This window comes from Streptomyces sp. BK340 (genome assembly GCF_007827595.1).
Taxonomy (GTDB): domain Bacteria; phylum Actinomycetota; class Actinomycetes; order Streptomycetales; family Streptomycetaceae; genus Streptomyces.
Map to the genome: position 1 here is coordinate 117,408 of NZ_VISR01000008.1, position 23,298 is coordinate 140,705.

21 protein-coding genes are annotated in these 23,298 nt (G+C 72.6%); 14 read left to right on the forward strand and 7 right to left on the reverse strand.

The features are described from left to right. Positions 1–33: 33 nt before the first annotated feature. Positions 34–1,539: an IucA/IucC family siderophore biosynthesis protein gene (locus FB157_RS17250; protein WP_145880640.1), complete on the forward strand. Its 1,506-nt coding sequence runs from the start codon at positions 34–36 to the stop codon at positions 1,537–1,539. 217 nt (positions 1,540–1,756) lie between these two features. Here FB157_RS17250 and FB157_RS17260 read toward each other — a convergent pair whose 3' ends face one another. Further along, positions 1,757–2,971 carry an FAD-dependent monooxygenase gene (locus tag FB157_RS17260; RefSeq protein ID WP_145880642.1) on the reverse strand — a complete coding sequence of 405 codons (1,215 nt, stop codon included), beginning with the start codon at positions 2,969–2,971 and terminating at the stop codon, positions 1,757–1,759. 130 nt (positions 2,972–3,101) lie between these two features. Here FB157_RS17260 and FB157_RS17265 point away from each other — a divergent pair, with 130 nt between their 5' ends. The 3 genes from FB157_RS17265 to FB157_RS17275 all read left to right on the forward strand — a co-directional run bounded on the left by FB157_RS17265 (position 3,102) and on the right by FB157_RS17275 (position 7,982). Beyond that, positions 3,102–4,016, forward strand: a complete 915-nt coding sequence (locus FB157_RS17265) for a HipA family kinase (RefSeq protein WP_145880643.1) — start codon at positions 3,102–3,104, stop codon at positions 4,014–4,016. Then, on the forward strand, positions 4,013–4,291 hold the full coding sequence (locus FB157_RS17270) for a SelT/SelW/SelH family protein (protein WP_145880645.1): 279 nt from the start codon (positions 4,013–4,015) through the stop codon (positions 4,289–4,291). Before FB157_RS17265 ends, FB157_RS17270 begins: the two co-directional genes overlap by 4 nt. A gap of 124 nt (positions 4,292–4,415) precedes the next feature. Continuing rightward, on the forward strand, positions 4,416–7,982 hold the full coding sequence (locus FB157_RS17275) for an NACHT and WD repeat domain-containing protein (protein ID WP_145880647.1): 3,567 nt from the start codon (positions 4,416–4,418) through the stop codon (positions 7,980–7,982). Positions 7,983–8,022: 40 nt separating this feature from the next. Here FB157_RS17275 and aceB read toward each other — a convergent pair whose 3' ends face one another. Beyond that, the gene (gene aceB, locus FB157_RS17280) at positions 8,023–9,648 is read right to left on the reverse strand and encodes a malate synthase A (protein WP_145880649.1); all 1,626 of its coding nucleotides are present in this window, start codon (positions 9,646–9,648) and stop codon (positions 8,023–8,025) included. Between the two features lie 184 nt (positions 9,649–9,832). Beyond that, the gene (locus FB157_RS17285) at positions 9,833–10,441 is read right to left on the reverse strand and encodes an NTP transferase domain-containing protein (RefSeq protein ID WP_145880650.1); all 609 of its coding nucleotides are present in this window, start codon (positions 10,439–10,441) and stop codon (positions 9,833–9,835) included. A 130-nt stretch (positions 10,442–10,571) separates the two neighbouring features. Here FB157_RS17285 and FB157_RS17290 point away from each other — a divergent pair, with 130 nt between their 5' ends. Further along, positions 10,572–10,898 (forward strand): DUF5955 family protein, encoded by a 327-nt coding sequence (locus tag FB157_RS17290; RefSeq protein WP_186581550.1) that lies wholly within the window; start codon positions 10,572–10,574, stop codon positions 10,896–10,898. A gap of 153 nt (positions 10,899–11,051) precedes the next feature. Here FB157_RS17290 and FB157_RS17295 read toward each other — a convergent pair whose 3' ends face one another. Further along, entirely contained in the window at positions 11,052–11,846 is a 795-nt protein-coding gene (locus tag FB157_RS17295; protein ID WP_145880654.1) for an IclR family transcriptional regulator, read from the reverse strand. 274 nt (positions 11,847–12,120) lie between these two features. Here FB157_RS17295 and allB point away from each other — a divergent pair, with 274 nt between their 5' ends. Next, a complete protein-coding gene (gene allB / locus FB157_RS17300) occupies positions 12,121–13,458 on the forward strand; it encodes an allantoinase AllB (RefSeq protein ID WP_145880656.1) in 1,338 nt (445 codons plus the stop codon). Between the two features lie 53 nt (positions 13,459–13,511). Next, on the forward strand, positions 13,512–14,627 hold the full coding sequence (alc, locus tag FB157_RS17305) for an allantoicase (protein ID WP_145880657.1): 1,116 nt from the start codon (positions 13,512–13,514) through the stop codon (positions 14,625–14,627). A 90-nt stretch (positions 14,628–14,717) separates the two neighbouring features. On the opposite strand, the gene FB157_RS17310 is transcribed toward alc, so the two are convergent. Then, positions 14,718–15,467 (reverse strand): SDR family oxidoreductase, encoded by a 750-nt coding sequence (locus FB157_RS17310; protein ID WP_145880659.1) that lies wholly within the window; start codon positions 15,465–15,467, stop codon positions 14,718–14,720. 102 nt (positions 15,468–15,569) lie between these two features. Between FB157_RS17310 and FB157_RS17315 the strand changes: the two genes are divergently transcribed. The 3 genes from FB157_RS17315 (at position 15,570) to FB157_RS17325 (ending at position 17,666) form a co-directional block, all read left to right on the forward strand. Continuing rightward, complete coding sequence (locus FB157_RS17315) at positions 15,570–16,397, forward strand: AIM24 family protein (RefSeq protein ID WP_145880660.1); 828 nt, start codon at positions 15,570–15,572, stop codon at positions 16,395–16,397. Positions 16,398–16,471: 74 nt separating this feature from the next. Next, entirely contained in the window at positions 16,472–17,104 is a 633-nt protein-coding gene (locus FB157_RS17320) for a dihydrofolate reductase family protein (protein ID WP_145880662.1), read from the forward strand. Positions 17,105–17,273: 169 nt separating this feature from the next. Further along, a complete protein-coding gene (locus tag FB157_RS17325; protein ID WP_145880664.1) occupies positions 17,274–17,666 on the forward strand; it encodes a ribonuclease domain-containing protein in 393 nt (130 codons plus the stop codon). 55 nt (positions 17,667–17,721) lie between these two features. On the opposite strand, the gene FB157_RS17330 is transcribed toward FB157_RS17325, so the two are convergent. Continuing rightward, positions 17,722–17,922: a hypothetical protein gene (locus tag FB157_RS17330; RefSeq protein WP_145880666.1), complete on the reverse strand. Its 201-nt coding sequence runs from the start codon at positions 17,920–17,922 to the stop codon at positions 17,722–17,724. A 179-nt stretch (positions 17,923–18,101) separates the two neighbouring features. Between FB157_RS17330 and FB157_RS17335 the strand changes: the two genes are divergently transcribed. From FB157_RS17335 to FB157_RS17345, 3 genes are all read left to right on the forward strand, one after another. Then, complete coding sequence (locus tag FB157_RS17335) at positions 18,102–19,364, forward strand: sensor histidine kinase (protein ID WP_385166769.1); 1,263 nt, start codon at positions 18,102–18,104, stop codon at positions 19,362–19,364. 70 nt (positions 19,365–19,434) lie between these two features. Continuing rightward, the gene (locus tag FB157_RS17340) at positions 19,435–20,112 is read left to right on the forward strand and encodes a response regulator transcription factor (RefSeq protein WP_145880670.1); all 678 of its coding nucleotides are present in this window, start codon (positions 19,435–19,437) and stop codon (positions 20,110–20,112) included. Between the two features lie 72 nt (positions 20,113–20,184). After that, positions 20,185–21,375: a cytochrome P450 gene (locus FB157_RS17345; RefSeq protein ID WP_186581551.1), complete on the forward strand. Its 1,191-nt coding sequence runs from the start codon at positions 20,185–20,187 to the stop codon at positions 21,373–21,375. An 11-nt stretch (positions 21,376–21,386) separates the two neighbouring features. Here the strand turns inward: FB157_RS17345 and FB157_RS17350 are convergent, their stop codons facing one another. Beyond that, complete coding sequence (locus FB157_RS17350) at positions 21,387–22,409, reverse strand: Gfo/Idh/MocA family oxidoreductase (RefSeq protein ID WP_145880672.1); 1,023 nt, start codon at positions 22,407–22,409, stop codon at positions 21,387–21,389. A gap of 138 nt (positions 22,410–22,547) precedes the next feature. On the opposite strand from FB157_RS17350, the gene FB157_RS17355 reads away from it, so the two are divergent. After that, a complete protein-coding gene (locus FB157_RS17355; protein ID WP_145880674.1) occupies positions 22,548–23,285 on the forward strand; it encodes a GntR family transcriptional regulator in 738 nt (245 codons plus the stop codon). Positions 23,286–23,298 lie beyond the last annotated feature (13 nt).

Here is a 23,298-nt window from a genome sequence, read left to right on the forward strand (position 1 = left end):
ATACTGATCGCTCGGGCCCAGGACGAAGAACGAATGGATCGCGTGGACCTCAACCCCCCCGCCGACACCGTCGGACACCGCGCCGACGCCTACGCGGCCGCCCCCCTCCTCAACTGCCTGCTGCGAGAGGTCGCCGAGCCGTATCCGGCCGCCGGGCCACGGCCGGTCTTCCGGCTGCCCGGGACCGGCCGGCTGCTGCGGGTGCGGCCCGGGCGGCGGCCCGCCGACCCCGAGGTGCAGGCCGCGGGGGACTGGCACCGGCTCGGCCACTCCGAACTGGTCAAACTCGTCGCCGAGGAGCTGCGCCGGCACACCGGGCTGTCCAACGGCGACCTGCCCACCGAGATGATCGACAGCCGGGACGCGGTCGCCGCCCTGCTCACCGCCCGCGCCGGGGCGACGGCTCCCGAGGACCCGTACCTGCGCTCCGAGCAGTCCCTGATCACCGGTCACCCCTACCACCCGGCTCCCAAGGCGCGCGGCGGCGGCCCGGTCGCGGCCTGGCTGCCGTACGCACCCGAGGCCCATGCGCACTTCCCGCTGGTGCTGCTCGGCGTCCGTGAGGACCAGATGGTCGAGGAGGGCGACACGCGCGCCCTGGACGCCCTCGGCACGGCCCCGCCCGGGTACCGGCTGCTGCCCGCCCACCCCTGGCAGCTCGACCTCGTCGCCCGCGACCTCGCCCCGGCCTTCGCCGACGGCCGCCTGGTCCGGCTCGGCACGACCGCCTTCGACGTCTGGCCCACGGCGGCGATCCGTACGGTGTACGAGCCCCGGCGCGATCTGTTCCTGAAGTTCAGCCTGGATGTGCGGATCACCAACGACATCCGTCGGCTGTGGCGACATGACCTGCTGAAACTGCGCCGCACCGATTCGGCCGCCACCGCCGCCTTCGCCGCCATGGGCCCGCCCGCGGCCTGGCTGAGCGACCGCGGCTACCGCACCGCCGACTTCGCCTTCGAGGAGCTGGCCGTGCTCGTGCGGGACGGGCTGCGCGGCCACCTGCTGCCAAGTGCGACCCCGCTGCTCGCGGCCGGGCTCGCGGAGGGTTTCGAGGGCAGCCCCCTGGCCACCACGGCCGGTCCGGACGCCTGGTGGGAGGCGTACCTGCGGCAGGTGGTCCCGCCCGCCCTCACGGCGTTCGACGCCCACGGGGTCGTGATCGAGGCGCACCTGCAGAACACGCTGGTCGCCGTGGACGCGGCCGGCACGCCCGTGCAGGCGCTGTTCCGGGACGCCGAGGGTGCCAAGGTCCTGCCGGACGTGCCCCGGGCCGCGGGCTGGGAGCGGCTCGTCTACTGCCTGGTCGTCAACCACCTCAGCGAGATCGCCGCCGCCCTCGCCGAACACCACCCCGGCTTCGACCCCTGGCCCACCGCCCGCCGCGAACTCGCCCGGCACGACCTTCCCGAGATCCCGGCCTTGCTCGCCTCGCCGACCCTGCCGGGCAAGACCAACCTGCTGCTGCGCTGGACGGGAGCGGACGGCGCGGACGCCCGCTACCTGCCGCTGCCGAACCCGTTGGGCGACAGGGGCTAGCCAGGACCGTCCCGCGGGTCCTGCCGGAGACGCGGGACACTCCTAGGCCCTGTCGTCAAATTCCCGTCTGCCCCACGACGCCTGGCACGCACTCTCGCCGCACCGGGCGAAAGCCCAAGTACGTCCAGTACGAGGACTTCCGCCCGGCAGGCCGAGAGCACGCACCAGACGCCGCGAGGCCGCCCTTCGGGCGACGACGGGAATTTGACGACAGGACCTAGCCCTTCAGCTCCCGCCCCCCGAACGCCCCCGTCCCGTCCGCCTGCTTCCACCACGTCTCCAGGCCGGTCTGGTCCAGCGTCCGCCAGCTCGGGGTCTCCTGGACCAGGGCCCGGCCGAGCCGTCGCCCCAGGTCGACCATGACCCGGCCGGCGGGCGCGCGATCGGCGTCGTACGCGGCCAGGGCCTCGGACCAGGTGGTCGTCGACGTCAGGGCCGACTGGAGGATCGTGGCGTCCTGCAGCGCCTTGACGGCACCCGCGCCGGTGTGCGGTCGTGCCACCGCGGCCGCGTCGCCCATGAGCAGCGCACGGCCCACGGCGTAGCGGGGCGCCGTGAAGTCGTACATGGGCTGCAGGAACAGCTCGTCGTGGGTCGTCCCCCGTACCAGGTCGCCCCAGTAGGGAGGCAGCAAATCGGCGGCGACGTAGGCCAGATGGGCGCGCAGTCCGTCGCCCGCAGTGCCCGGAGGCAGGCTCGTGGGGGTCTCCAGGCCCTGGTCCAGGCCCGGCGGCGGGGCCGTGTACAGGACCCAGTTGACCCGGTGGCCGCCGTCCGCCCCGTCCGGGATCCGGTACACGATGAGATGGCCGCCCTCGAAGACGACGTACGCGCACTCGTCCTCGGCCCACAGCTGCGGGTCGCGCAGCCGGGCCGACGGGTAGGCGCCGCGCCAGGCGAGGTATCCGGCGTACCCGGGGCGGACGTCGGCGTACACGGCCGCACGCACCGTGGAGCGGTAGCCGTCCGCGCCGATCACCACGTCGTATCGCTCGGTGCGCCCGTTCGCGTGCACCTCGGCGCCGTCCGGTGTCACCTCGACCGCTTCGACGGCCGAGCCGGGCCGGAAGTCCGCCGACCCGGGCACCCGGCGGCGCAGCTCGTGCCAGAGCGGGCCCCAGGTGTAGGTGCGGAACGGGAAGGGCATCGTGGCGATCACGCGGCCCAGCGGGCCGTTCGCCGCCACGTCGTCGCGGACGTACCAGCGGCGGCGGACCATCCGCACCCACGGCATCGATGCGTCGAGATGGCCGGCGGCCTCCAGCTCCGCGTAGCGGGCGTTGTGTACGGCGAGTCCGACCCCGCGGTCGGCCAGGCGACCCGACGCGCGCTCGTACACCGTGATCGTCTCGGTCCCGCCCCGCGCCAGCGCGAGTGCCGCCGCGCAGCCCGCGATGCTCCCGCCCACGACCGCGACCCTGCCACCACGCATTCGGCGTCCCCTTCGTCGTCCGTGGCGCCGGTCCGGTGCGCCGCGCCTGACCATGCTGCCAGCCCGGCCATCACGCGGGCCGGGAATCCACGCCGACGGCTGGATCCCGCCCTGCCTTACCCTGGCCGGTGTGCTGCGCGATGTGACTGCCGTTCGCTATGTGACCCCCCTGAGGTCCGGCGGCTCCGTGCCCGGAGTCTTCGAGGCCGACGACCTCGGCACGTACGTCGTGAAGTTCACCGGCTCTGCACAGGGCCACAAGGCGCTGGTCGCCGAGGTGATCGTCGGTGAGCTCGCCCGGGCGCTCGGCCTGCGCTTCCCCGAACTGGTCCTCGTGCACTTCGACCCGGGCATCGCCGCCGACGAGCCGCACCAGGAGGTGCGCGATCTGCACGGGGCCAGCGCGGGCGTGAATCTGGGGATGGACTACCTGCCGGGGGCGAAGGACTTCACCCCGGAGATCGCGAAGAGCTTCCCCGTGGACGCCCTTGAGGCCGGCCGGATCGTCTGGCTCGACGCCCTGACCGCCAACGTGGACCGTACGGTGCACAGCTCCAACCTGATGGTCTGGCCGACGTTCGGCACCGCGCCCGCCCGCCTGTGGCTCATCGACCACGGTGCCGCCCTCGTCTTCCATCACCGCTGGGACACCACGACCCCGGGCAAGAAGTACGACTTCCGTCACCACGCCCTCGGGCACTACGGCCCCGACGTCCGGGCCGCCGACGCCGAACTGGCCCCTCGCGTGACCGAGGAGCTGCTGCGGGCCGTCGTCGCCGAGGTGCCGGACCCCTGGCTGGCCGAGGACGCCGGATTCGCCACGCCCGACGACGTCCGCGCCGCCTACGTCGACTACCTCCTCGCGCGCGTACGGCTGTCCCAGGAGTGGCTGCCCACCGACTTCCCGAGCCGTGCTGAACTCGCGGCCGAGGAGGCCGCCCGCGCGGCGAAGTCCCAGCAGGGCCGCCCGGACTGGCTCAAGCGGGTCCCCGACCTGCACGGCAAGCCGGCGGCGGAACAGGATTGGTCGGTGCACCTCGGATGACCCACCGCGTCCAGATCGAGTACTGCACCCAGTGCCGCTGGCTGCCGCGTGCCGCCTGGCTGGCACAGGAGCTGCTCACCACCTTCGAGACCGAGCTGACCGAGCTGTCGCTCAAGCCCGGCACCGGGGGCGTCTTCGTCGTCCGGGTGGACGACGAGGTCGTCTGGGACCGGCGCGAACAGGGCTTCCCGGAGCCCACAGCGGTCAAGCGCCTCGTCCGCGACCTCGTGGCCCCGGGGAAGCCGCTGGGCCACTCGGACAGGGCCGCCGAGTGACGGCGGCCGGGCCGGTGACCGGCGTATCGGTCCGTCCGGGGAGCCGTGAATCGGACTGTCCGGGGAGCGGTGCATCGGCTCGGCCGGTGACCGGCTTATCGGCCCTTCCGGCGTCCGGCGTCCGGTGAAGGGCACCCGGAGGACGAGCCTCGATCTCACGTCGCTGCTGCTCGGACTGGTCTTCGGTGTCGGCACCAACCTCCTCACGGCGGACCCGGACGGCTGGTGGGGACCGTTGCGCGCGGTGAACCGCTACGCCGTCGTATGGCTTCCGGTCGGCGTGGCGGCGGTGATCGCCTGGGAGGTCGGGCTGCGGTGGCGGGAGCGGCGCCGGGTGCCCTGGACGCGGGACGAGAGCCCTTACCCCGGCCTGGAGGCCTTCGCCGAGGACCGTACGGACGTCTTCTTCGGGCGTGAGGACGAGACCCGGGACGCGGTGCGCGCGCTGACCGCCGGCCGCTCGCCCGCGCAGCGCGTGCTCACCGTGGTCGGCCCGTCCGGCTGCGGAAAGTCCTCCTTCGTCGCGGCGGGCCTCCTGCCGGAAATGCGGCGCCGCCGCTGGGCGGTCCTCGGCCCGCTCCGACTCGGCTCCAGCCCCTTCCTCGCGCTGGCGCAGGTCCTGACACCGCGCGCGGCGGAACGACAGGACGACACGGTCGTACGCCTCGCGGGCGAGATGCGTCAGGAGGCCGCGGACGGAGCCGGTCTGACGGCATGTCCGGCCGCGCTGCGAGCGGCGCAGGGGCACCGGACGCGGATCGTTCTCGCGATCGACCAGTTCGAGGACGTCGTCCGCATGACCTCGCCCACCGAACGCGAGCTGTTCCTGGGGGCGTTACGGACGCTGGTGCACGCACACCCGCAGCTGCACCTCGTCCTCACCCTGCCGTCCGGCTTCCTGCGCGACCCCGCGCTGGAGCGGTACGGCGACCTGCTGCGCACCCGGTTCCCGCTCGGTACGCTCACCTCGCGGCAGACCCGGGCCGTCATCGCGGGACCCGCGCGGGCCGCGGGCGCGGACATCGCCGAGGACGTGGTGGACGACCTGGTGGTCGAGGCCACCGAGGGCGACGCCCTGCCCCTGCTCGGCCAGTTGCTGCGCGACCTGTACGAGGCGGCGGGCCCGGACCATGTCATCGGGCGGGAGCTGCTGACGCGGACCGGCCCGCTGTCCCAGGCCATCGCCCGGTACGCGGAAGGCGCCTACGCACGGCTCGTCGCCGAACACCCCGAGGAGCAGGTGGAGTCGGTGCTCCTGAGGTTCGTCGCCTGGGACGAGCGGGGCTTCTCCCGGCAGTCCGTGCGCCGGCCGTTCCTGGACGCGGCCGGGCTGGCGGTCGTCGAGGACCTGCGCCAGGCCCGACTGGTGACGGACGTCGACGAGGGCGAGGCCTACGACCTCGTCCACGAGGCGCTGCTGCGGCACTGGCCCCGGCTGCGCGAACTGACGGAGCGTCACCGGGACGTACTGCGCCGCAGCACGGAGCTCGAGCGCCGGGCCGCGGCCTGGCTGGCGAACGACCGGTCGGCGGACGACCTGCTGCACGGGCAGCGGCTCGCCCAGGCACGGGAACTGGCCGGGTCGCACGGCGTCTCCGCGGCGCTCGCCGAGCTGGTGGCCGCCTCCCGGGCGAGGCAGGAGGCGACGACCGAGGAGCGCGCCGACGATCTCGCCGAGCGAGCGCAGCAGTCCTACGCGCTCCGTGGGGAACGGCAGTTGGCGCTGGCGCTCACGGCTGCCGCCGTACGGGAGTTCGCTGCGACGGAGAAGGCCGTGCTGACCCTGTGGGGGATCGGGCGGGGGCCGGTGGTCGACAACCTCGGACTCGGGCATGCGGGCAAGGTGCTCGCGCTCGGCTGGGATCCGGCGAGCGGCCGACTGCGGACGATAGGGGCGGAGGGCGACCTGTGCACCTGGACGGCTCGCGGTGACCTGGTCGGTCAGGAGTCCTTGGGATCGGGGGAGTTGCGAGGAGCCGGCATCGGCGGGGACGCCTACTGGGTGGACACCCCTGAGACGCTCGCCGTAAGACGCTTCGACGCTCCCGGGTTCTGGTCCGCCACGGGCGCGGCCGGTCCCTTCGGAGACCGGGTGTTCGGGCTGTCACCGGACGGCTGGCGCGCCGCCGCCCAGCTGACCGGCACAGGCGTCGACATCATCGACTTCACGCCCGTGCCGCAGGGACGGCTCGCGCAGGTGCGTCACTCCTGCGAGGCGCCGCCGGTCATGGCGCTGGCCTGGTCGCCCGACGGCTCCCTCCTCGCGCTGTTCTCCTGGAACGAGCTGCACGTCGTGAGGCTGCCGGACGGGCAGACGACCTGGCGGATCGCCAGGGGGGACGGCGAACTCCCAGGCACCACCTCGTGGTTCGCCTGGGCCCCGGACGGCGGCAGAGCCGCGGAGGTGTCCGGCCGTACCGTACGGATCAGGGCCGCCCGGGACGGCACCGTCCTGGACGAGTGGGACGCAGGCGTGGAAGCCGGCGGTGTCTTCTGGTCTCCGGACGGAGAGATGGTGGCCGTGGCGGTGCCCGACGCCGGCCGGGGGGCGAGCGCGGCGATCACGGTGTGGCGGGTCGACGGCCACACGCTGCTGCGCCGCCTGCGCGTCCCCTGGGGTGCCGAGGAGATCGCCTGGCGCGCCGACAGCACCTGCTTCGCCTGGCGGTCGCCATTCAGCGGCGTGTGGATCGGTGATCCCGGCTCATGGCGCCCCCGGCCACTGCCGAACGGCATCCTGCGCAGCGCCTCCTCGGACGGCGGGCGCGTGGCGGCCGTCGTGGAGGGAGGCGACGCCGTGTACCTCACGGAGCCCGGCGCCGCATCGAGAAGGGCCGTGGCGGCCCGGGACCCGAAGCCCGTGTCGGTCGCCTGGCAGCCCGGCGGGGGGCGGCTGGCCGTGTCCTTCCCCGGCGGCCGCGTGGAGATCGTGGACCCCGCCTCGGGCCGCGGTACCGCCGTGATGTCCACGGCGTACGGCATGGTGGACCGGGTCCTGTGGTCCCCGGACGGTTCGCTCCTCGCCACGGTCAGCCATGACTTCGTCACGGTCACCTACCGCGTCGAGGTCTGGGATCCCGCGACCGGGAGCCGCGTCGCGGTGACCGAGGAGATCGAGCGCGGGACCGGCGTGCTGGCCTGGAGCGCCGACGGCCGGCATCTGGTCACCGCCGAGAAGGAGGGCCCCCTGGTGGTCCGGGACGCCTCGACCGGCCGTCGGCTGCTCGGCATCCCCGTGGGCGAGGGGGGCACCGCCGGCGCGGCCTGCTGGTCGCCCGACGGGCGTCGGCTCGCCTTCCTCGACGGGGAGTCGGCCGTACGGATCTGCGGAGCCGACGACGGCGCACCCCTGGTGCGCTCCGCCGCCACCTACGGGAAGGCCGCCGTACTGCTGTGGTCCCCCGACGGACGCCTGCTCGCGACCGCGGGGGACGGGTGGGTCGCCTTCTGGCGGGCGGAGACGGGGGAGTGCCAGGCGGTGTCCCGGCTGGAGTGCCGGGTGCCGCTGGACGCGCGCTGGTCCGGCGACGGCCGCTCGTTCGCCGTCATCGGCGAGAACCACCGCCGCTACACCTGGTCGCTGCCCGACGGCACGGACGCCCGGCGGTGCGAAGCGCTCCTGGAGCGGTCGGCGGACGAGCTGCGCGCGCTGACCGCCGAGGAGCGCCGACGGTACGGGCTGTCCACGTGAACGCCCCCGGCACCGGGTGGCGCCGGGGGCGTGGGCGGGGTCAGCCGCGCAGCTGCTCGTACGCCGGCAGGGTGAGGAAGTCGGCGTAGTCGTCGTCGAGGGACACCTGGAGCAGCAGGTCGTGGGCCTGCTGCCAGTGTCCGGCCGCGAAGGCCTCCTCGCCGATCTCCTTGCGGATGGAGTCCAGTTCCTCGCCGGCGACCTTGCGGGCCAGCTCCGGGGTGGCCCTGTCGCCGTTCTCGAACTCGACGCCCGCGTTGATCCACTGCCAGATCTGGGAGCGGGAGATCTCCGCGGTGGCCGCGTCCTCCATCAGGTTGAAGATGGCGACCGCGCCGAGCCCGCGCAGCCAGGCCTCGATGTACCGGATGCCGACCTGGACGGCGTTGACGAGCCCGTGGTAGGTCGGCTTCGCGGCCAGCGAGTCGATCGCGATGAGGTCGGCCGCCTCGACGTGGACGTCCTCGCGCAGGCGGTCCTTCTGGTTCGGCCGGTCGCCGAGGACCCGGTCGAAGGACTCCATGGCGATCGGGACGAGGTCCGGGTGGGCGACCCAGGAGCCGTCGAAGCCGTCGTTCGCCTCGCGGTCCTTGTCGGCGCGGACCTTCTCGAAGGCCACCTTGTTGACCTCGGCGTCCTTGCGGGAGGGGATGAAGGCCGCCATGCCGCCGATGGCGTGCGCACCGCGCTTGTGGCAGGTGCGGACGAGGAGTTCGGTGTACGCCCGCATGAACGGGGCGGTCATCGTCACGGCGTTGCGGTCCGGCAGGACGAACTTCGGCCCGCCGTCGCGGAAGTTCTTCACGATGGAGAACAGGTAGTCCCAGCGGCCGGCGTTCAGCCCGGAGGCGTGGTCGCGCAGTTCGTAGAGGATCTCCTCCATCTCGTACGCCGCCGTGATCGTCTCGATCAGGACGGTGGCGCGGACGGTGCCCTGCGGGATGCCGAGGTAGTCCTGCGCGAAGACGAACACCTCGTTCCACAGGCGGGCCTCGAGGTGCGACTCGGTCTTGGGCAGGTAGAAGTACGGGCCCTTGCCGAGGTCCAGCAGACGCCGGGCGTTGTGGAAGAAGTACAGGCCGAAGTCGACGAAGGCGCCGGGGACCGGCTTGCCGTCGGCGTCGACGAGGTGGCGCTCGTTCAGGTGCCAGCCGCGCGGGCGCATGACGACGGTCGCCAGCTCCTCGTTCGGGCGCAGGGCGTACGACTTGCCGGTGCGCTCGTCCGTGAAGTCGATGTGGCGGGTGTAGGCGTCGCTCAGGTTGACCTGGCCGAGGATCACGTTCTCCCAGGTGGGCGCGGAGGCGTCCTCGAAGTCGGCGAGCCAGATCCGCGCGCCGGAGTTGAGCGCGTTGATGGTCATCTTGCGGTCGGTGGGGCCGGTGATCTCGACGCGCCGGTCGTTCAGTGCGGCCGGGGCCGGGGCGACCCGCCAGGAGTCGTCCGCGCGGACGGCGGCCGTCTCCGGGAGGAAGTCGAGCGTGGAGGTGCGGGCGATCTCGGCGCGGCGCTCCGCACGGCGGGCGAGGAGTTCGTCACGGCGCGGGGTGAACCGCTGGTGCAGCTCCGCCACGAAGGCGAGCGCCGCGTCGGTGAGGACCTCCTCCTGCCGGGGCAGGGGCTCGGCGTCGACGATGGCCAGCGGGGACGGCGCTGGTGCGGACATGAGCTGTCACTTCCTTCAGCGGTGGCACCGGGTGCCTAGTGGCACGAATAGGACAGTGAGCGCCCACTGTGCGGTCGGACGCTTCTGAGCAGTGGATAGTAGTTTCCTCATCGTGGAACTTCAATGGTTTGTTGATATCGAGATTCTCTGAGTCGAGGCAAGGTGGCGCTCGGTGCCACCCCGTTCACTCAAGGTGGCTCAGGTCGGCCTCCGTGTCGATGTCGTACGGCTCGGCCACGTCCGCGCACTCCACGAGGCGGACCGCCGAAGCGTGTTCCTTCAGGTAGGCGCGCGCGCCGCGGTCGCCGGTGGCGGCCGCCGAGATGCCCGTCCAGTGGGCCGCGCCGAAGAGCACCGGATGCCCGCGTACGCCGTCGTAGGCGGCCGAGACCAGCGAGGTGTCGCCCTCGTACGCGCCGAGTACCCGGGCCACCGCGTCCGGCCCGATCCCCGGCTGGTCGACCAGGCTCACCAGGGCCGCGCGCACGCCCGTACCGGCGAGCGAGCCGAGTCCGGCGCGCAGGGAGGAGCCCATGCCCTCGGCCCAGTCGGGGTTGTCGACCAGCACGCAGCCGCTCAGCTCGGCCCGCTCCCGGACGTCGTCCGCCCGCGCACCGAGGACGACGTGGATCCGGTCGCATCCGGCCGCACGCAGCACCCCGGCCGCGTGTTCGACCAGGGGGCGCCCCCGGTGCTCCAGCAGCGCCTTGGGCCGCCCGCCGAGCCGTCTGCCGCCACCCGCCGCGAGCAGCAGTCCGGCGATCTCCTCACGATGGTCCCGCTTGTCCGTCATGCGTCCTGCATACCTGACGCGGACCGCGGCAGCCGGTTCCCTTGGGCTGAATTTCGGTCCGCGCTGTGGCGCCGCGGGACGGCGTGGCGTTTACTGACCCGCGCACGACGGCGTGCCAGGGGGGAGGGCTGTGTTGCAGAGCTTGGGGCAGAGGTCAGTGACCGGCAGCGACGAGGATCCGAGGGTGGCGGAACTGCGGACCGCGGTGTCCCGGCTGCGCCGCGAACTCGCCGCGCTCCCGTCCGAGTTCCCCGACCGGGGCATAGCCGAGGACGAGCTGGCCACCCTGGCCGCGATGGCCGGCGGCGGCATGCCGGAGATACCGCGCCTGCGCAGATCCCTGTTACTGATCGCCGGTGCGATCGGCTCGGTCAGCGCCCTGGCGCGCGGACTGTCGGGAGTGCGGTACGCGGTGGACCTGTTCGGGGAGCCGCCGCGCGACCGGCAGGGAGACTGAACCGGCCCTCGGCCGAGCCTCGTCGACAACTGCCACGAAAGACGGCCGCAGCCTCCTCCGGCCCGCCACGGCGCGGGCACCGGTACCGTCGCGGCCGTGGGCACGCGGACCGGCACGGCCGGGGGCCGGACCCTGGCCGGATCGCAGCCTCTCTCAGGCGCCCGAGCTGGCCAGCGCCTCGGAAAGCTCCACGGCGATGCCCTGCAGCACAGGCACGATCCTGTCCGTCGCCGCCTCCGTGACCCGCCCCGCAGGCCCGGAGATGGAGATCGCGGCCGCGGTGGGGGAGTCCGGCACGGGCACCGCGAGGCAGCGGACGCCGATCTCCTGCTCGTTGTCGTCCACGGCGTACCCCAGCCGCCGCACGTCCTCCAGCGCGGCCAGGAAACCGTCCGGCGTGGTGATGGTCTTCTCCGTCGCGGCCGGCATACCCGTGCGGGCGAGAAGCGCGCGCACCTCGTCGTCCGGCACGCCGGCCAGCAGCGCCTTGCCCACGCCCGTCGAGTGCGGCAGGACCCGCCGCCCCACCTCGGTGAACATCCGCATCGAGTGCTTGGACGGCACCTGCGCCACGTACACGATCTCGTCGCCGTCCAGCAGCGCCATGTTCGCCGTCTCGCCGGTCTCCTCGACCAGCCGGGCGAGGTACGGCCGCGCCCAGGTGCCGAGCAGTCGGGACGCGGACTCGCCGAGCCGGATCAGCCGCGGGCCGAGCGCGTACCGCCGGTTCGGCTGCTGGCGTACGTAGCCGCAGGCCACCAGGGTGCGCATCAGGCGGTGGATGGTGGGCAGGGGCAGCCCGCTGGTGGCGGACAGCTCGCTGAGGCCGACCTCGCCGCCGGCGTCCGCCATCCGCTCGAGCAGATCGAAGGCACGCTCCAGTGACTGGACCCCGCCGCTGGCGGAGGACTTGGCGGAGTCGTTGGTGCTGGCGCTGGACGTCGGCACGGCGCGTTCCTTTCGGGACTGGCAGGAAGGGCAGAAGCCTACCCGGCAGTCGGTTGACTCCCTGCTCGTACGTAGCTACGTTCTGCTTGCTGGAATTCTAATTCCGCTTTGTGGAAATGTCCAGAGTGGGCACTCGTGCGGTGCTGCCCAGGAGTGTGCCTCTTGACGGCGGGGTGGCGGGAGTGAAGACTCCTTCAACAGAACGTTGAATTCCGTTACGTGGGTGTAAATCCCGTTTCCTGGAAGTAAAACGGCGGCAGAGAGAGGGGTTCGGGTGTCCGACGCTGAACTGGTGCTGCGCTCGACGCGTGTCATCACTCCGGAAGGGGCACGGGCCGCCACGGTCACCGTGTCCGCAGGCAGGATCACGGCCGTACTGCCGTACGACGCCGAGGTCCCGGCCACCGCACGCCTGGAGGACTTCGGCGACCACGTCCTGCTGCCCGGCCTGGTGGACACCCACGTACACGTCAACGACCCGGGCCGCACCGAGTGGGAGGGCTTCTGGACCGCCACGCGCGCGGCGGCGGCCGGCGGCATCACCACCCTCGTCGACATGCCCCTCAATTCCCTCCCGCCGACCACCACGGTCGAGAACCTGCGGGTCAAGCAGAAGGTGGCCGTCGACAAGGCGCACATCGACGTCGGTTTCTGGGGCGGCGCCCTGCCCGGCAACGTCAAGGACCTTCGCCCGCTGCACGACGCGGGGGTCTTCGGCTTCAAGGCGTTCCTGTCGCCGTCGGGTGTGGACGAGTTCCCGCACCTCGACCAGGAACAGCTCGCCCGGTCCCTGGCGGAGATCGCCGGTTTCGACGGCCTCCTGATCGTCCACGCGGAGGACCCGCACCACCTCGCCGCCGCCCCGCAGCACGGCGGCCCCAAGTACGCCGACTTCCTCGCCTCCCGGCCGCGCGACGCCGAGGACACGGCCATCGCGAACCTCGTCGCGCAGGCCAAGCGGCTGAACGCACGCGTGCACATCCTGCACCTGTCCTCCAGCGACGCCCTGCCGCTGATCGCCGCCGCCCGGGCCGAGGGCATCCGGGTCACGGTCGAGACCTGCCCGCACTACCTGACGCTCACCGCCGAGGAAGTCCCCGACGGCGCCAGTGAGTTCAAGTGCTGCCCGCCCATCCGTGAGTCCGCCAACCAGGACCTGCTCTGGCAGGCGCTGGCCGACGGCACCATCGACTGCGTCGTCACCGACCACTCGCCCTCGACGGCCGACCTGAAGACCGACGACTTCGCCACCGCCTGGGGCGGCATCTCCGGGCTCCAGCTGAGCCTGTCGGCCGTGTGGACCGAGGCCCGCAGGCGCGGCCACGGCCTGGAGGACGTGGTCCGCTGGATGTCCACGCGCACGGCAGCCCTGGTCGGCCTGCGCGACAAGGGCGCCATCGAGGCCGGACGCGACGCCGACTTCGCCGTCCTCGCCCCCGACGAGACCTTCACCGTCGACCCGGCCGGCCTCCAGCACCGCAACCGGGTCACCGCGTACGCAGGCAAGACCCTGTACGGCGTCGTGAAGTCCACCTGGCTGCGCGGCGAGCGCATCGTCGCGGAAGGCGAGTTCACCGAGCCGAAGGGCCGACTCCTCTCCCGCCCCCAGTAAGCCACCCTCCGCACCCGCATCCCGCCGACTCCCGAAAGGAACCCCTGATCACCGTGACGGCGATACTCAGCTTCACCGGCGACGCGAACCCCTACGGAGGAGGCGACCCGTACGCGGACTACCGCACCGCCGACTTCCCCTTCACCCAGTACGCCAACCTCGCCGACCGGCAGCTCGGCGCCGGAGTCATCGCCGCCAACGACGAGTTCTTCGCCCAGCGGGAGAACCTCCTGCTGCCCGGGGCGGCCGAGTTCGACCCCGAGCACTTCGGCCACAAGGGCAAGATCATGGACGGCTGGGAGACCCGGCGCCGGCGCGGCGTCTCCGCCGAGCACCCCTGGCCCACGGCCGAGGACCACGACTGGGCGCTGGTCCGCCTCGGCGCGCCGGGTGTCGTGCGCGGCATCGTCGTCGACACGGCCCACTTCCGCGGCAACTACCCGCAGGCGGTGTCGGTCGAGGGTGCCTCGGTCCCCGGTTCCCCGTCGCCCGAGGAGCTGCTGTCCGACGACGTGAAGTGGACGACGCTGGTGCCGCGCACGGCGGTGGGCGGCCACGCGGCGAACGGCTTCGCCGTCTCGGTCGAACAGCGCTTCACCCACCTGCGCGTCAACCAGCACCCCGACGGCGGCATCGCGCGCCTGCGCGTGTACGGCGAGGTCGTGCCCGACCCCGAGTGGCTGTCGGTCCTGGGCACCTTCGACGTGGTCGCGCTGGAGAACGGCGGCCAGGTCGAGGACGCCTCGAACCTCTTCTACTCCCCGGCCACCAACACCATCCAGCCGGGCCGTTCGCGCAAGATGGACGACGGCTGGGAGACGCGCCGCCGCCGCGACCAGGGCAACGACTGGATCCGCTACCGGCTGGCCGCCCAGTCCCAGATCCGCGCGATCGAGATCGACACGGCCTACCTGAAGGGCAACAGCGCCGGCTGGGCGTCGGTCTCCGTCAAGGACGGCGAGGACGGCGACTGGACCGAGATCCTCCCGCGCACCCGCCTCCAGCCCGACACCGACCACCGCTTCGTCCTCCCGCAGCCGGCCGTCGGCACGCACGCGCGCGTGGACATCTTCCCCGACGGCGGTATCTCCCGCCTGCGGCTGTACGGCACCCTGACGGAGCAGGGCACGACAGCCCTGTCGACACGCCACCAGGAGCTGGGCGGCTGATCGGCGCCCGCGCGCGCGTGGGGCGCACCGGCCGGGACAGCACCGGTGCGCCCCACGTCTCCTCTCAGGACGGGCGTGGTCCGCTAAGGCTCACGCCGCGTGCCCTCCGTCCACCGCGAACTCGGCCCCGGTGACGTACGCCGCTTCCGGTCCCGCCAAGAACGCCACCATGGACGCCACTTCCTCCGCCGTCCCGAACCGCCCGAGCGCCGTCAGCGCCGCCTGCGCGGACGCGTACGGCCCGGACGCCGGGTTCATGTCCGTGTCCGTCGGCCCGGGGTGGACGATGTTCGCGGTGATGCCGCGTTCCCCCAGCTCCCGCGCGAGCGCCTTCGTCAGGCCCACCAGCGCCGCCTTGCTCGTCGCGTACAGCGTCCCGCCCGGTCCCGGCACCCGCTGCGTCATGCATGTACCGACCGTGACGATCCGGCCGCCGACCGGCATCCGCGCGGCCGCCGCCTGGGAGGCCAGGAACACTCCGCGCACGTTCACCGCGAGCACCAGGTCGACCTCCTCCAGCGTGAGCGTGTGCAGCGGGCCCAGCACCCCCACGCCCACGTTGTTCACGAGCACGTCGAGCCCGCCGTACACCTCCGCCGTGCGCTCCACCGCGCCCGCCGCCTCGTCGGCGTCCGCCGAGTCGGCGCGCAGGGCCACCGCCCGGCGCCCCAGCGCCTCCACGGCCCGTACGACGTCCTCGGCCGCCTCCTTGCCGTTCACATAGGTCACCGCCACGTCCGCACCCGCGCGCGCGAGCCGCAGCGCGACCGCCGCCCCGATGCCCCGGCTGCCGCCGGTCACCAGAGCCACCTTGCCGTTCAGAGTTCCGTGAGCTGTCATGCCTCCATCCCAGCGGCCGCCAGGGCCGTCCGCTGGCGGCGAACGGACAGCGAATCCGGCCACCGCCGGAACTCTTCGCTCCATGTCCCGCGTTGTCCCCCCGTGACCCTTCAGCAAGAGATCGTCGGCAACGCCATGCAGATGGCGGTCGTCAACCTGCACCCCGGCCAGACCGTGTACTGCGAGGCGGGGAAGTTCCTGTTCAAGACGACGAACGTGACCATGGAGACCCGCCTGTCCAGCCCGTCGGCGGGCGGCAACGGCAACGGCAACGGCGGTCAGCAGAGCGGCTCGGGCGGCATGGGCGGCATGCTGCGCCAGGCCATGGGCACCGCCATGCAGGTCGGCCAGCGCATGCTGGCCGGGGAGTCGCTGGCGTTCCAGTACTTCACCGCCCAGGGCGGCGAGGGCACGGTCGGCTTCGCGGGCGTGCTGCCCGGCGAGATGCGCGCCCTGGAGCTGGACGGCGCGCGCGCGTGGTTCGCCGAGAAGGACGCCTTCGTGGCCGCCGAGTCCACCGTCCAGTTCGGCATCGCCTTCCAGGGCGGCCGTACGGGCATGAGCGGCGGCGAGGGCTTCGTCCTGGAGAAGTTCACCGGGCACGGCACGGTGATCATCGCGGGCGCGGGCAACTTCATCGACCTGAACCCGGCGGACTTCGGCGGCCGGATCGAGGTGGACACCGGCTGTGTGGTCGCCTTCGAGGAGGGCATCCAGTACGGCGTCCAGCGCGTCGGCGGCCTCAACCGCCAGGGCATCATGAACGCCGTCTTCGGCGGCGAGGGCCTGTCCCTGGCCACGCTGGAGGGCAACGGCAGGGTGATCCTGCAGTCCCTCACCATCGAGAGCCTCGCCAACGCCCTGAAGAAGGCCCAGGGCGGCGACAAGCAGGGCCCGACCGGCGGACTGTTCTCGACGAACGCGGGCTGAGCCGATGAGTTGCGGGTGTGTGCGGGGTCTGAAGTGAGGACAGCAGATCCCGCACCCGGAAGAAGGCACCCGCCATGGGCAAGCTCGTCTCCACCGTCTTCGTCACGCTCGACGGTGTCCACCAGGCGCCCGGCGGCCCCCAGGAGGACCCCAGCGGCGGCTTCGACCAGGGCGGCTGGAGCTTTCCGTACGGCGACGACGACTTCGGCGGGTTCGTCACCGAGGTCTTCGACCGCGTGGGCGGCTTCCTGCTCGGCCGCCGTACGTACGACATCTTCGCCTCCTACTGGCCGAAGACGACCGACCCGGCCGACCCGATCGCCACGAAGCTGAACGCCCTGCCGAAGTACGTCGTCTCGTCCACGCTGACGGCGCCGGATTGGTCCGGCACCACCGTGGTCGGCGGCGACCTCGCCAAGGAGGTCGCGGCCCTCAAGGAGCGCACGGACGGCGAACTGCAGATCCACGGCAGCAGCGCCCTGGTCCGCTCCCTGCTGGACCTGCGGCTCGTCGACACCCTGCACGTGCTGACCTTCCCGGTCGTCCTCGGCGCCGGCCGCCGCCTGTTCACGGAGGGCGCGGTCCCCACCCGCTTCCGGCACACCGGCGGCCGCGTCACCGGCAAGGGCGTGTCCATCCAGTCGTACGACCTGCTGGGCGCCCCGGAGTACGGCTCCTACGCCCTCCCCGAAGACACCCGGGCCTGAGGCCAGGGCCCGCTCGAGGACCGTCACCGCCGCCCGGCGCCGGCCCCTGTGGGGACCGAGTGGGGGTGGCGGTCGGCAGGTTAACTTCCCGAAAACTCATCGGACTTGACGGGAAAATCTTCAACTTTGTCGTTGACATGCCAACGTCTACGCGCGTCATCATGGAGCCATGAGATTCCCCCCACGCGCAACACGCATCGGCGCTGCAGCCGCCCTCCTGTCCGCCCTTCTCGTGGGCGGCACCGTCTCCGCCACCACGGCGGACGCCGCTGCCTCCGTCGGCAGCATCTGCTACAGCGACCTGCCGTCGCAGGCGTACGACACCCTGGACCTCATCGACCAGGGCGGTCCCTTCCCGTACTCGCAGGACGGCGTCGTCTTCTCGAACCGTGAAGGCGTCCTGCCCAAGCACTCGTCCGGCTACTACCACGAGTACACGGTGAAGACCCCCGGCTCCTCCACCCGCGGTGCCCGGCGCATCGTGACCGGCAAGGCGGACCAGGAGGACTACTACACCTCGGACCACTACGCCACGTTCGACCTGATCGACTTCGGCTGCTGAGCCGAACCGTCCGATCCCGGGGAACGGTGCGCCCGGCCGGCGGTCCGGTCCGTGCTCAGCCGGACCTCCGGCCGTCCGCGACGGCGAACAGCGCGAACGCGAGCAGCAGGAGCGCCACGCTCGCGTAGACCCCGTAGCCGTCGAGGAAGCCGATCCGCTGCACGAGACCCACGTGCCAGTCGGTGAACTCGTGCACCAGGCCCATGACGCCCTGTGCCAGGGCGATGAATCCGAGAAATTCCAGCACCTGTCTCATGGCATGACTCTCGCCCCGCGGTTTCCCCCCACGCATCGGCCGCGGGGCGAGGCATGTGTGCCGGAGGAACGACGTCCTGCCCGGGCGGCACCACCCAAAGTCCACGCCGGTGCGACTTTGGTCGGCGATCCGCGGCACGGGGCAGTCGGCCGAGCCGATCCTGCGTAGATTTGCCGACCGTGAGCGAAGACGAACCGGCGCGCGCGCCCCAGGAGTTCGCGGGCCGCCGGTGGCTGTTCCCGTCCGCCCTGATGCACGAACTGGACCCGGACGCCGGGGCCCCGGGCCGACGGCCGCGGCGCACCGCGCGCGACTGGGTCGTCGACTTCTCGTGTTTCCTGCTGGCCGTCGTCCTCGGCCTGGCGACCGCGCAGTCCCTGCCCCAGGAATCCGGGCTGCCGCACTCCCTCGCCGTGCTCGACCAGGTGCTGGGCGCTCTCGCCTGCGGGGCGCTCTGGCTGCGCCGCCGGTGGCCGGTCGGGCTCGCGGCCGCGATGATCCCGGTCGGATTCCTGTCCAACACCGCGGGCGGCGCCGGGATGGTCGTCATCTTCACCCTCGCGGTGCACCGGCCCTTCCGCCATGTCGCCTGGATCGGCGGTATCGAACTCGCCCTGCTCCCGCTCTTCTACTGGCTGCGCCCCGACCCCGAACTGCCCTACGCCGCCGTCGTCGCGTTCACCGTGCTGCTCACCGTCTCCCTCATCGGCTGGGGCAAGTTCGTCCGCTCCAAGCGGCAGCTCATGCTGAGCCTGCGCGACCGGGCCCGGCGCGCGGAGACCGAGGCGCGGCTGCGCGCCGAGCAGGCGCAGCGGCTGGCCCGCGAGGCCATCGCGCGCGAGATGCACGACGTGCTGGCGCACCGGCTCACCCTGCTCAGCGTGCATGCCGGAGCCCTGGAGTTCCGGCCGGACGCGCCCCGGGACGAGATAGCGCGGGCGGCCGGGGTCATCCGGGAGAGCGCCCACGAGGCGTTGCAGGACCTCCGGGAGATCATCGGCGTGCTACGGGCGGGGGAGTCCGACGACGCGGCCGGGAGCCGCCCGCAGCCGACGCTGGCCGCGCTGGACGCCCTGGTCGCCGAGTGTCGTGAGGCGGGCATGAAGGTCACCCTGGAGAGTTGCGTCACCGATCCGGCCGCCGTCCCCGCCTCGGTCGGCCGCACCGCCTACCGCATCGCCCAGGAGGCCCTCACCAACGCCCGCAAGCACGCCCCCGGCACCGACGTCACCGTCCAGGTCACCGGCGGCCCCGGGGCCGGCCTGACGGTCACGGTGCGCAACCCCGCCCCCGCATCCGACGTCCCGCCGGTCCCCGGCTCCGGACAGGGCCTCATCGGCCTGACCGAACGCGCCACGCTGACCGGCGGCAGCCTGGAGCACGGGGCGACGGCGGACGGGGGCTTCGAGGTGCGCGGGTGGCTGCCGTGCGGCGGGGACTGAGCCGCGGCGGGCGGCCGCCGTTGGCCGGGACCTGCCCATCACCGCGCGTTCCCGTGATTACGTGACCCCCATGAGTGCGACTCCGATCAGACTCCTCCTCGTCGACGACGACCCCTTGGTGCGCGCCGGACTCGCGCTGATGATGGGCGGGTCCGGGGACATCGAGATCGTCGGGGAGGCCGCCGACGGCGACCAGGTCGAGGACGCGGTCCGGCGGACCCGGCCGGACGTCGTGCTCATGGACATCCGGATGCCGTCGGTGGACGGGCTCACGGCCACCCGGAGTCTGCGGGAGCGGGCGGACGCACCCGAGGTCGTGGTGCTCACCACCTTCCACGCCGACGAGCAGGTGCTGCACGCCCTGCGCGCGGGCGCCGCCGGGTTCGTGCTCAAGGACACCCCGCCCGCCGAGATCGTCGACGCGGTGCGCCGGGTCGCGGCCGGGGAGCCGGTGCTGTCGCCCGCCGTCACCCGCCAGTTGATGCGGCACGCGGCCGGCACCGCAGCGGACTCCCGGCAGGAGCGCGCGCGGGAGCGGCTCGCCGCGCTGGGCGACCGCGAGCGGGAGGTCGCCGTCGCCGTCGGCCGGGGCCTGGCCAACGCCCAGATCGCCGCCGCACTGTTCATGAGCGTGGCCACCGTGAAGACCCACGTCTCGCGCATCCTGGCCAAGCTCGGCCTCAACAACCGGGTCCAGATCGCCCTGCTGGCCTACGACGCGGGACTTCTCGACGAGGACGGGCACTAAGCAGGCACCCCGCGCGTTGTCCGTGCACCGGGAGGTGCCCGGGAGGCCTCGGGGGAGTCCGGAAGGGGAGCGATGGACAGGCAACACGTGGTCGATCTGGGGGAGTTCGGGGACGCCTTCCGCCAGGATCCGCACCCGGTGTACGCGCGCCTGCGTGAGCAGGGCCCCGTGCACCGCGTCCGGCTGCCGGGCGCGGACGAGGGGTACGAGGCCTGGCTGGTGGTGGGGTACGAAGAGGCGCGGGCGGCGCTCGCCGACTCCCGGCTGGCCAAGGACGGCTCCAAGATCGGCACGACCTTCCTGGACGAGGACATGGTCGGCAAGCACCTGCTGGCCACCGACCCGCCTCAGCACACCCGCCTGCGCGGCCTGGTCACCCGCGCGTTCACGATGCGCCGGGTGGAGCGGCTGCGCCCGCGGATCCAGCAGATCACCGACGACCTGCTGGACGAGATGATTCCGCGCGGCCACGCCGACCTCATCGACGCGCTCGCCTTCCCGCTGCCCATCACCGTCATCTGCGAACTCCTCGGCGTCCCGGACATGGACCGCGCGCAGTTCCGGAAGATGTCCACCGAGGTGGTCGCGCCGACCAACGGGGACACGGAGTACGAGGCGATGATCCGTCTCGGCGAGTACCTGACCGAGCTGATCGAGGACAAGCGGTCCGCCGGACCCACCGACGACCTGCTCAGCGACCTGATCCGCACCACCGCCGAGGACGGCGACCGGCTCTCCCCGCGGGAACTGCGCGGCATGGCCTTCCTGCTGCTCATCGCAGGCCACGAGACCACCGTCAACCTGATCGGCAACGGCGTCCTCGCCCTTCTCACCCACCCCGACCAACTCGCCGCCCTGCGCGCCGACATGAGCCTCCTGGACGGCGCCGTCGAGGAGATGCTGCGCTACGAGGGCCCGGTGCAGAGCGCCACGTTCCGGTACGCCGCCGAGCGCCTGGAGATCGCCGGCACGACGATCGAGCAGGGCGATCACGTGATAGTCGGGCTCACCGCCGCCCAGCGTGACGGCGACCGCTACAGCGACCCGCAGCGCTTCGACATCCGCCGCGACACCCGCGGTCACCTCGCCTTCGGCCACGGCATCCACTACTGCCTGGGCGCGCCTCTGGCCCGTCTGGAGGGCCGCACCGCCGTCGGAACCCTCCTGGAGCGCGCCCCCGGACTCGTGCTCGACGGCTCTCCCGGAGAGTGGCTGCCGGGCCTGCTGATGAGAGGGATGCGCACGCTGCCGGTGCGCTGGTGAGCGCAGCGGCTTCAGCCGTACGACGGCTGCGCCCGGTCCTGGATCTCCGTCAGGCGCACCGGGCGGCGCTCCCGCCGGGACACCTCGCAGGCCTCGGCGATCCGCAGTGCCTGCAGGGCCTCGCGGCCGTCGCACGGGTTGGGCCGCTGACCGTGCAGCAGATCGACGAAGGCGCACAGCTCGGCCTCGTAGGCGGGACCGAACCGCTCCAGGAAGCCGGCCCACGGCTTGTCCGCGGGCGGCGGCCCGGTCGGCTCGGTGGACGCGACCGGCGTGCGGTCGTCCAGGCCCACCACGACCGTGTCCCGTTCCCCGGCCAGCTCCATGCGGACGTCGTAGCCGGCGCCGTTGAGCCGGGTCGCCGTCGCCGTCGCCAGTGTGCCGTCGTCCAGCGTGAGCAGGGCCGCCCCGGTGTCGACGTCACCGGCCTCGCGGAACATCGCGGGGCCCGAGTCCGACCCCGTCGCGTACACGTCCACGACCTCACGGCCCGTCACCCAGCGCAGTACGTCGAAGTCGTGGATCAGCGTGTCCCGGAACAGCCCGCCCGACAGCGGCAGCCACTCCGGCGGGGGAGGGGACTGGTCGGAGGTCATCGCCCGTACGGTGTGCAGCCGTCCGAGCCGTCCCGAGCGCACCGCCTCCCGGGCGCCCGCGTACCCCGCGTCGAAGCGTCGCTGGAAGCCCATCTGCAGCACCGTGCCGGCCGTCTCGACCTCGGCGAGCGCGGCCAGCGTGCCCGGCAGGTCCAGGGCGATCGGTTTCTCGCAGAAGACCGGCAGGCCCGAGCGGGCTGCCCGACCGATCAGTTCGGCGTGCGCGGCCGTGGCTGTGGTGATCACCACCGCGTCCACGCCCCACCTGAAGATCTCGTCCACCCCCGGCGCCGCCGTCTCGCCCAGGCGCTGCGCCAGCCCCTGTGCCCGCGCCGGGTCCGCGTCCGTCAGGATCAGCGATCCGACCTCACGGTGGCGGCTCAGCGTGTTCGCATGAATGGTGCCGATGCGGCCCGTACCGATGACCCCGATGCGCATGGAAACAAAGTGAGGGCGGACCCCGTACGCTGTCAATGCTAATGTCCGAACAACTGGACAATCTGTCTACACAACTTCCCGTCAACCGGGCACGGGACTACGCTCGGGCCCGTGCCGAAACCAGATGTTGACCCCACCGTGTCACTCGACCTCCGCGTGGACCGTAGTTCGCCGGTGCCGTTGTACTTCCAGCTCTCCCAGCAGCTGGAGGCCGCCATCGAGCAGGGCGACCTCACGCCCGGCAGTCTCCTGGGCAACGAGATCGAGCTGGCCGCCCGGCTCGGCCTGTCCCGGCCCACCGTCCGCCAGGCCATCCAGTCCCTCGTGGACAAGGGCCTGCTGGTCCGCCGCCGGGGTGTGGGCACTCAGGTCGTGCACAGCCAGGTCAAGCGCCCCCTGGAACTGAGCAGCCTCTACGACGATCTGGAGGCGGCCGGCCAGCGGCCCGCGACCAAGGTTCTGGTCAACGCCGTCGTCCCCGCCTCCGCCGAGGTCGCGGCCGCGCTCGCCGTCGCCGAGGGAAGTGACGTCCATCGCATCGAACGCCTGCGCCTCGCCCACGGCGAACCGATGGCCTACCTGATCAACTTCCTGCCGCCCGGCCTGCTCGACCTGGACACCGGCCAGCTGGAGGCCACCGGCCTGTACCGGCTGATGCGCTCCGCCGGGATCACCCTGCACAGCGCCCGCCAGTCCATCGGCGCCCGCGGCGCCACGGCCGCCGAGGCCGAGCGGCTCGTCGAGGCGGAGGGTGCCCCGCTGCTCACCATGCAGCGCACCACGTTCGACGACACCGGCCGGGCGGTCGAGTTCGGCGACCACACCTACCGCCCCACCCGGTACTCCTTCGAGTTCCAGCTGCTCGTGCGCCCCTGAAAGCCGGACGGCC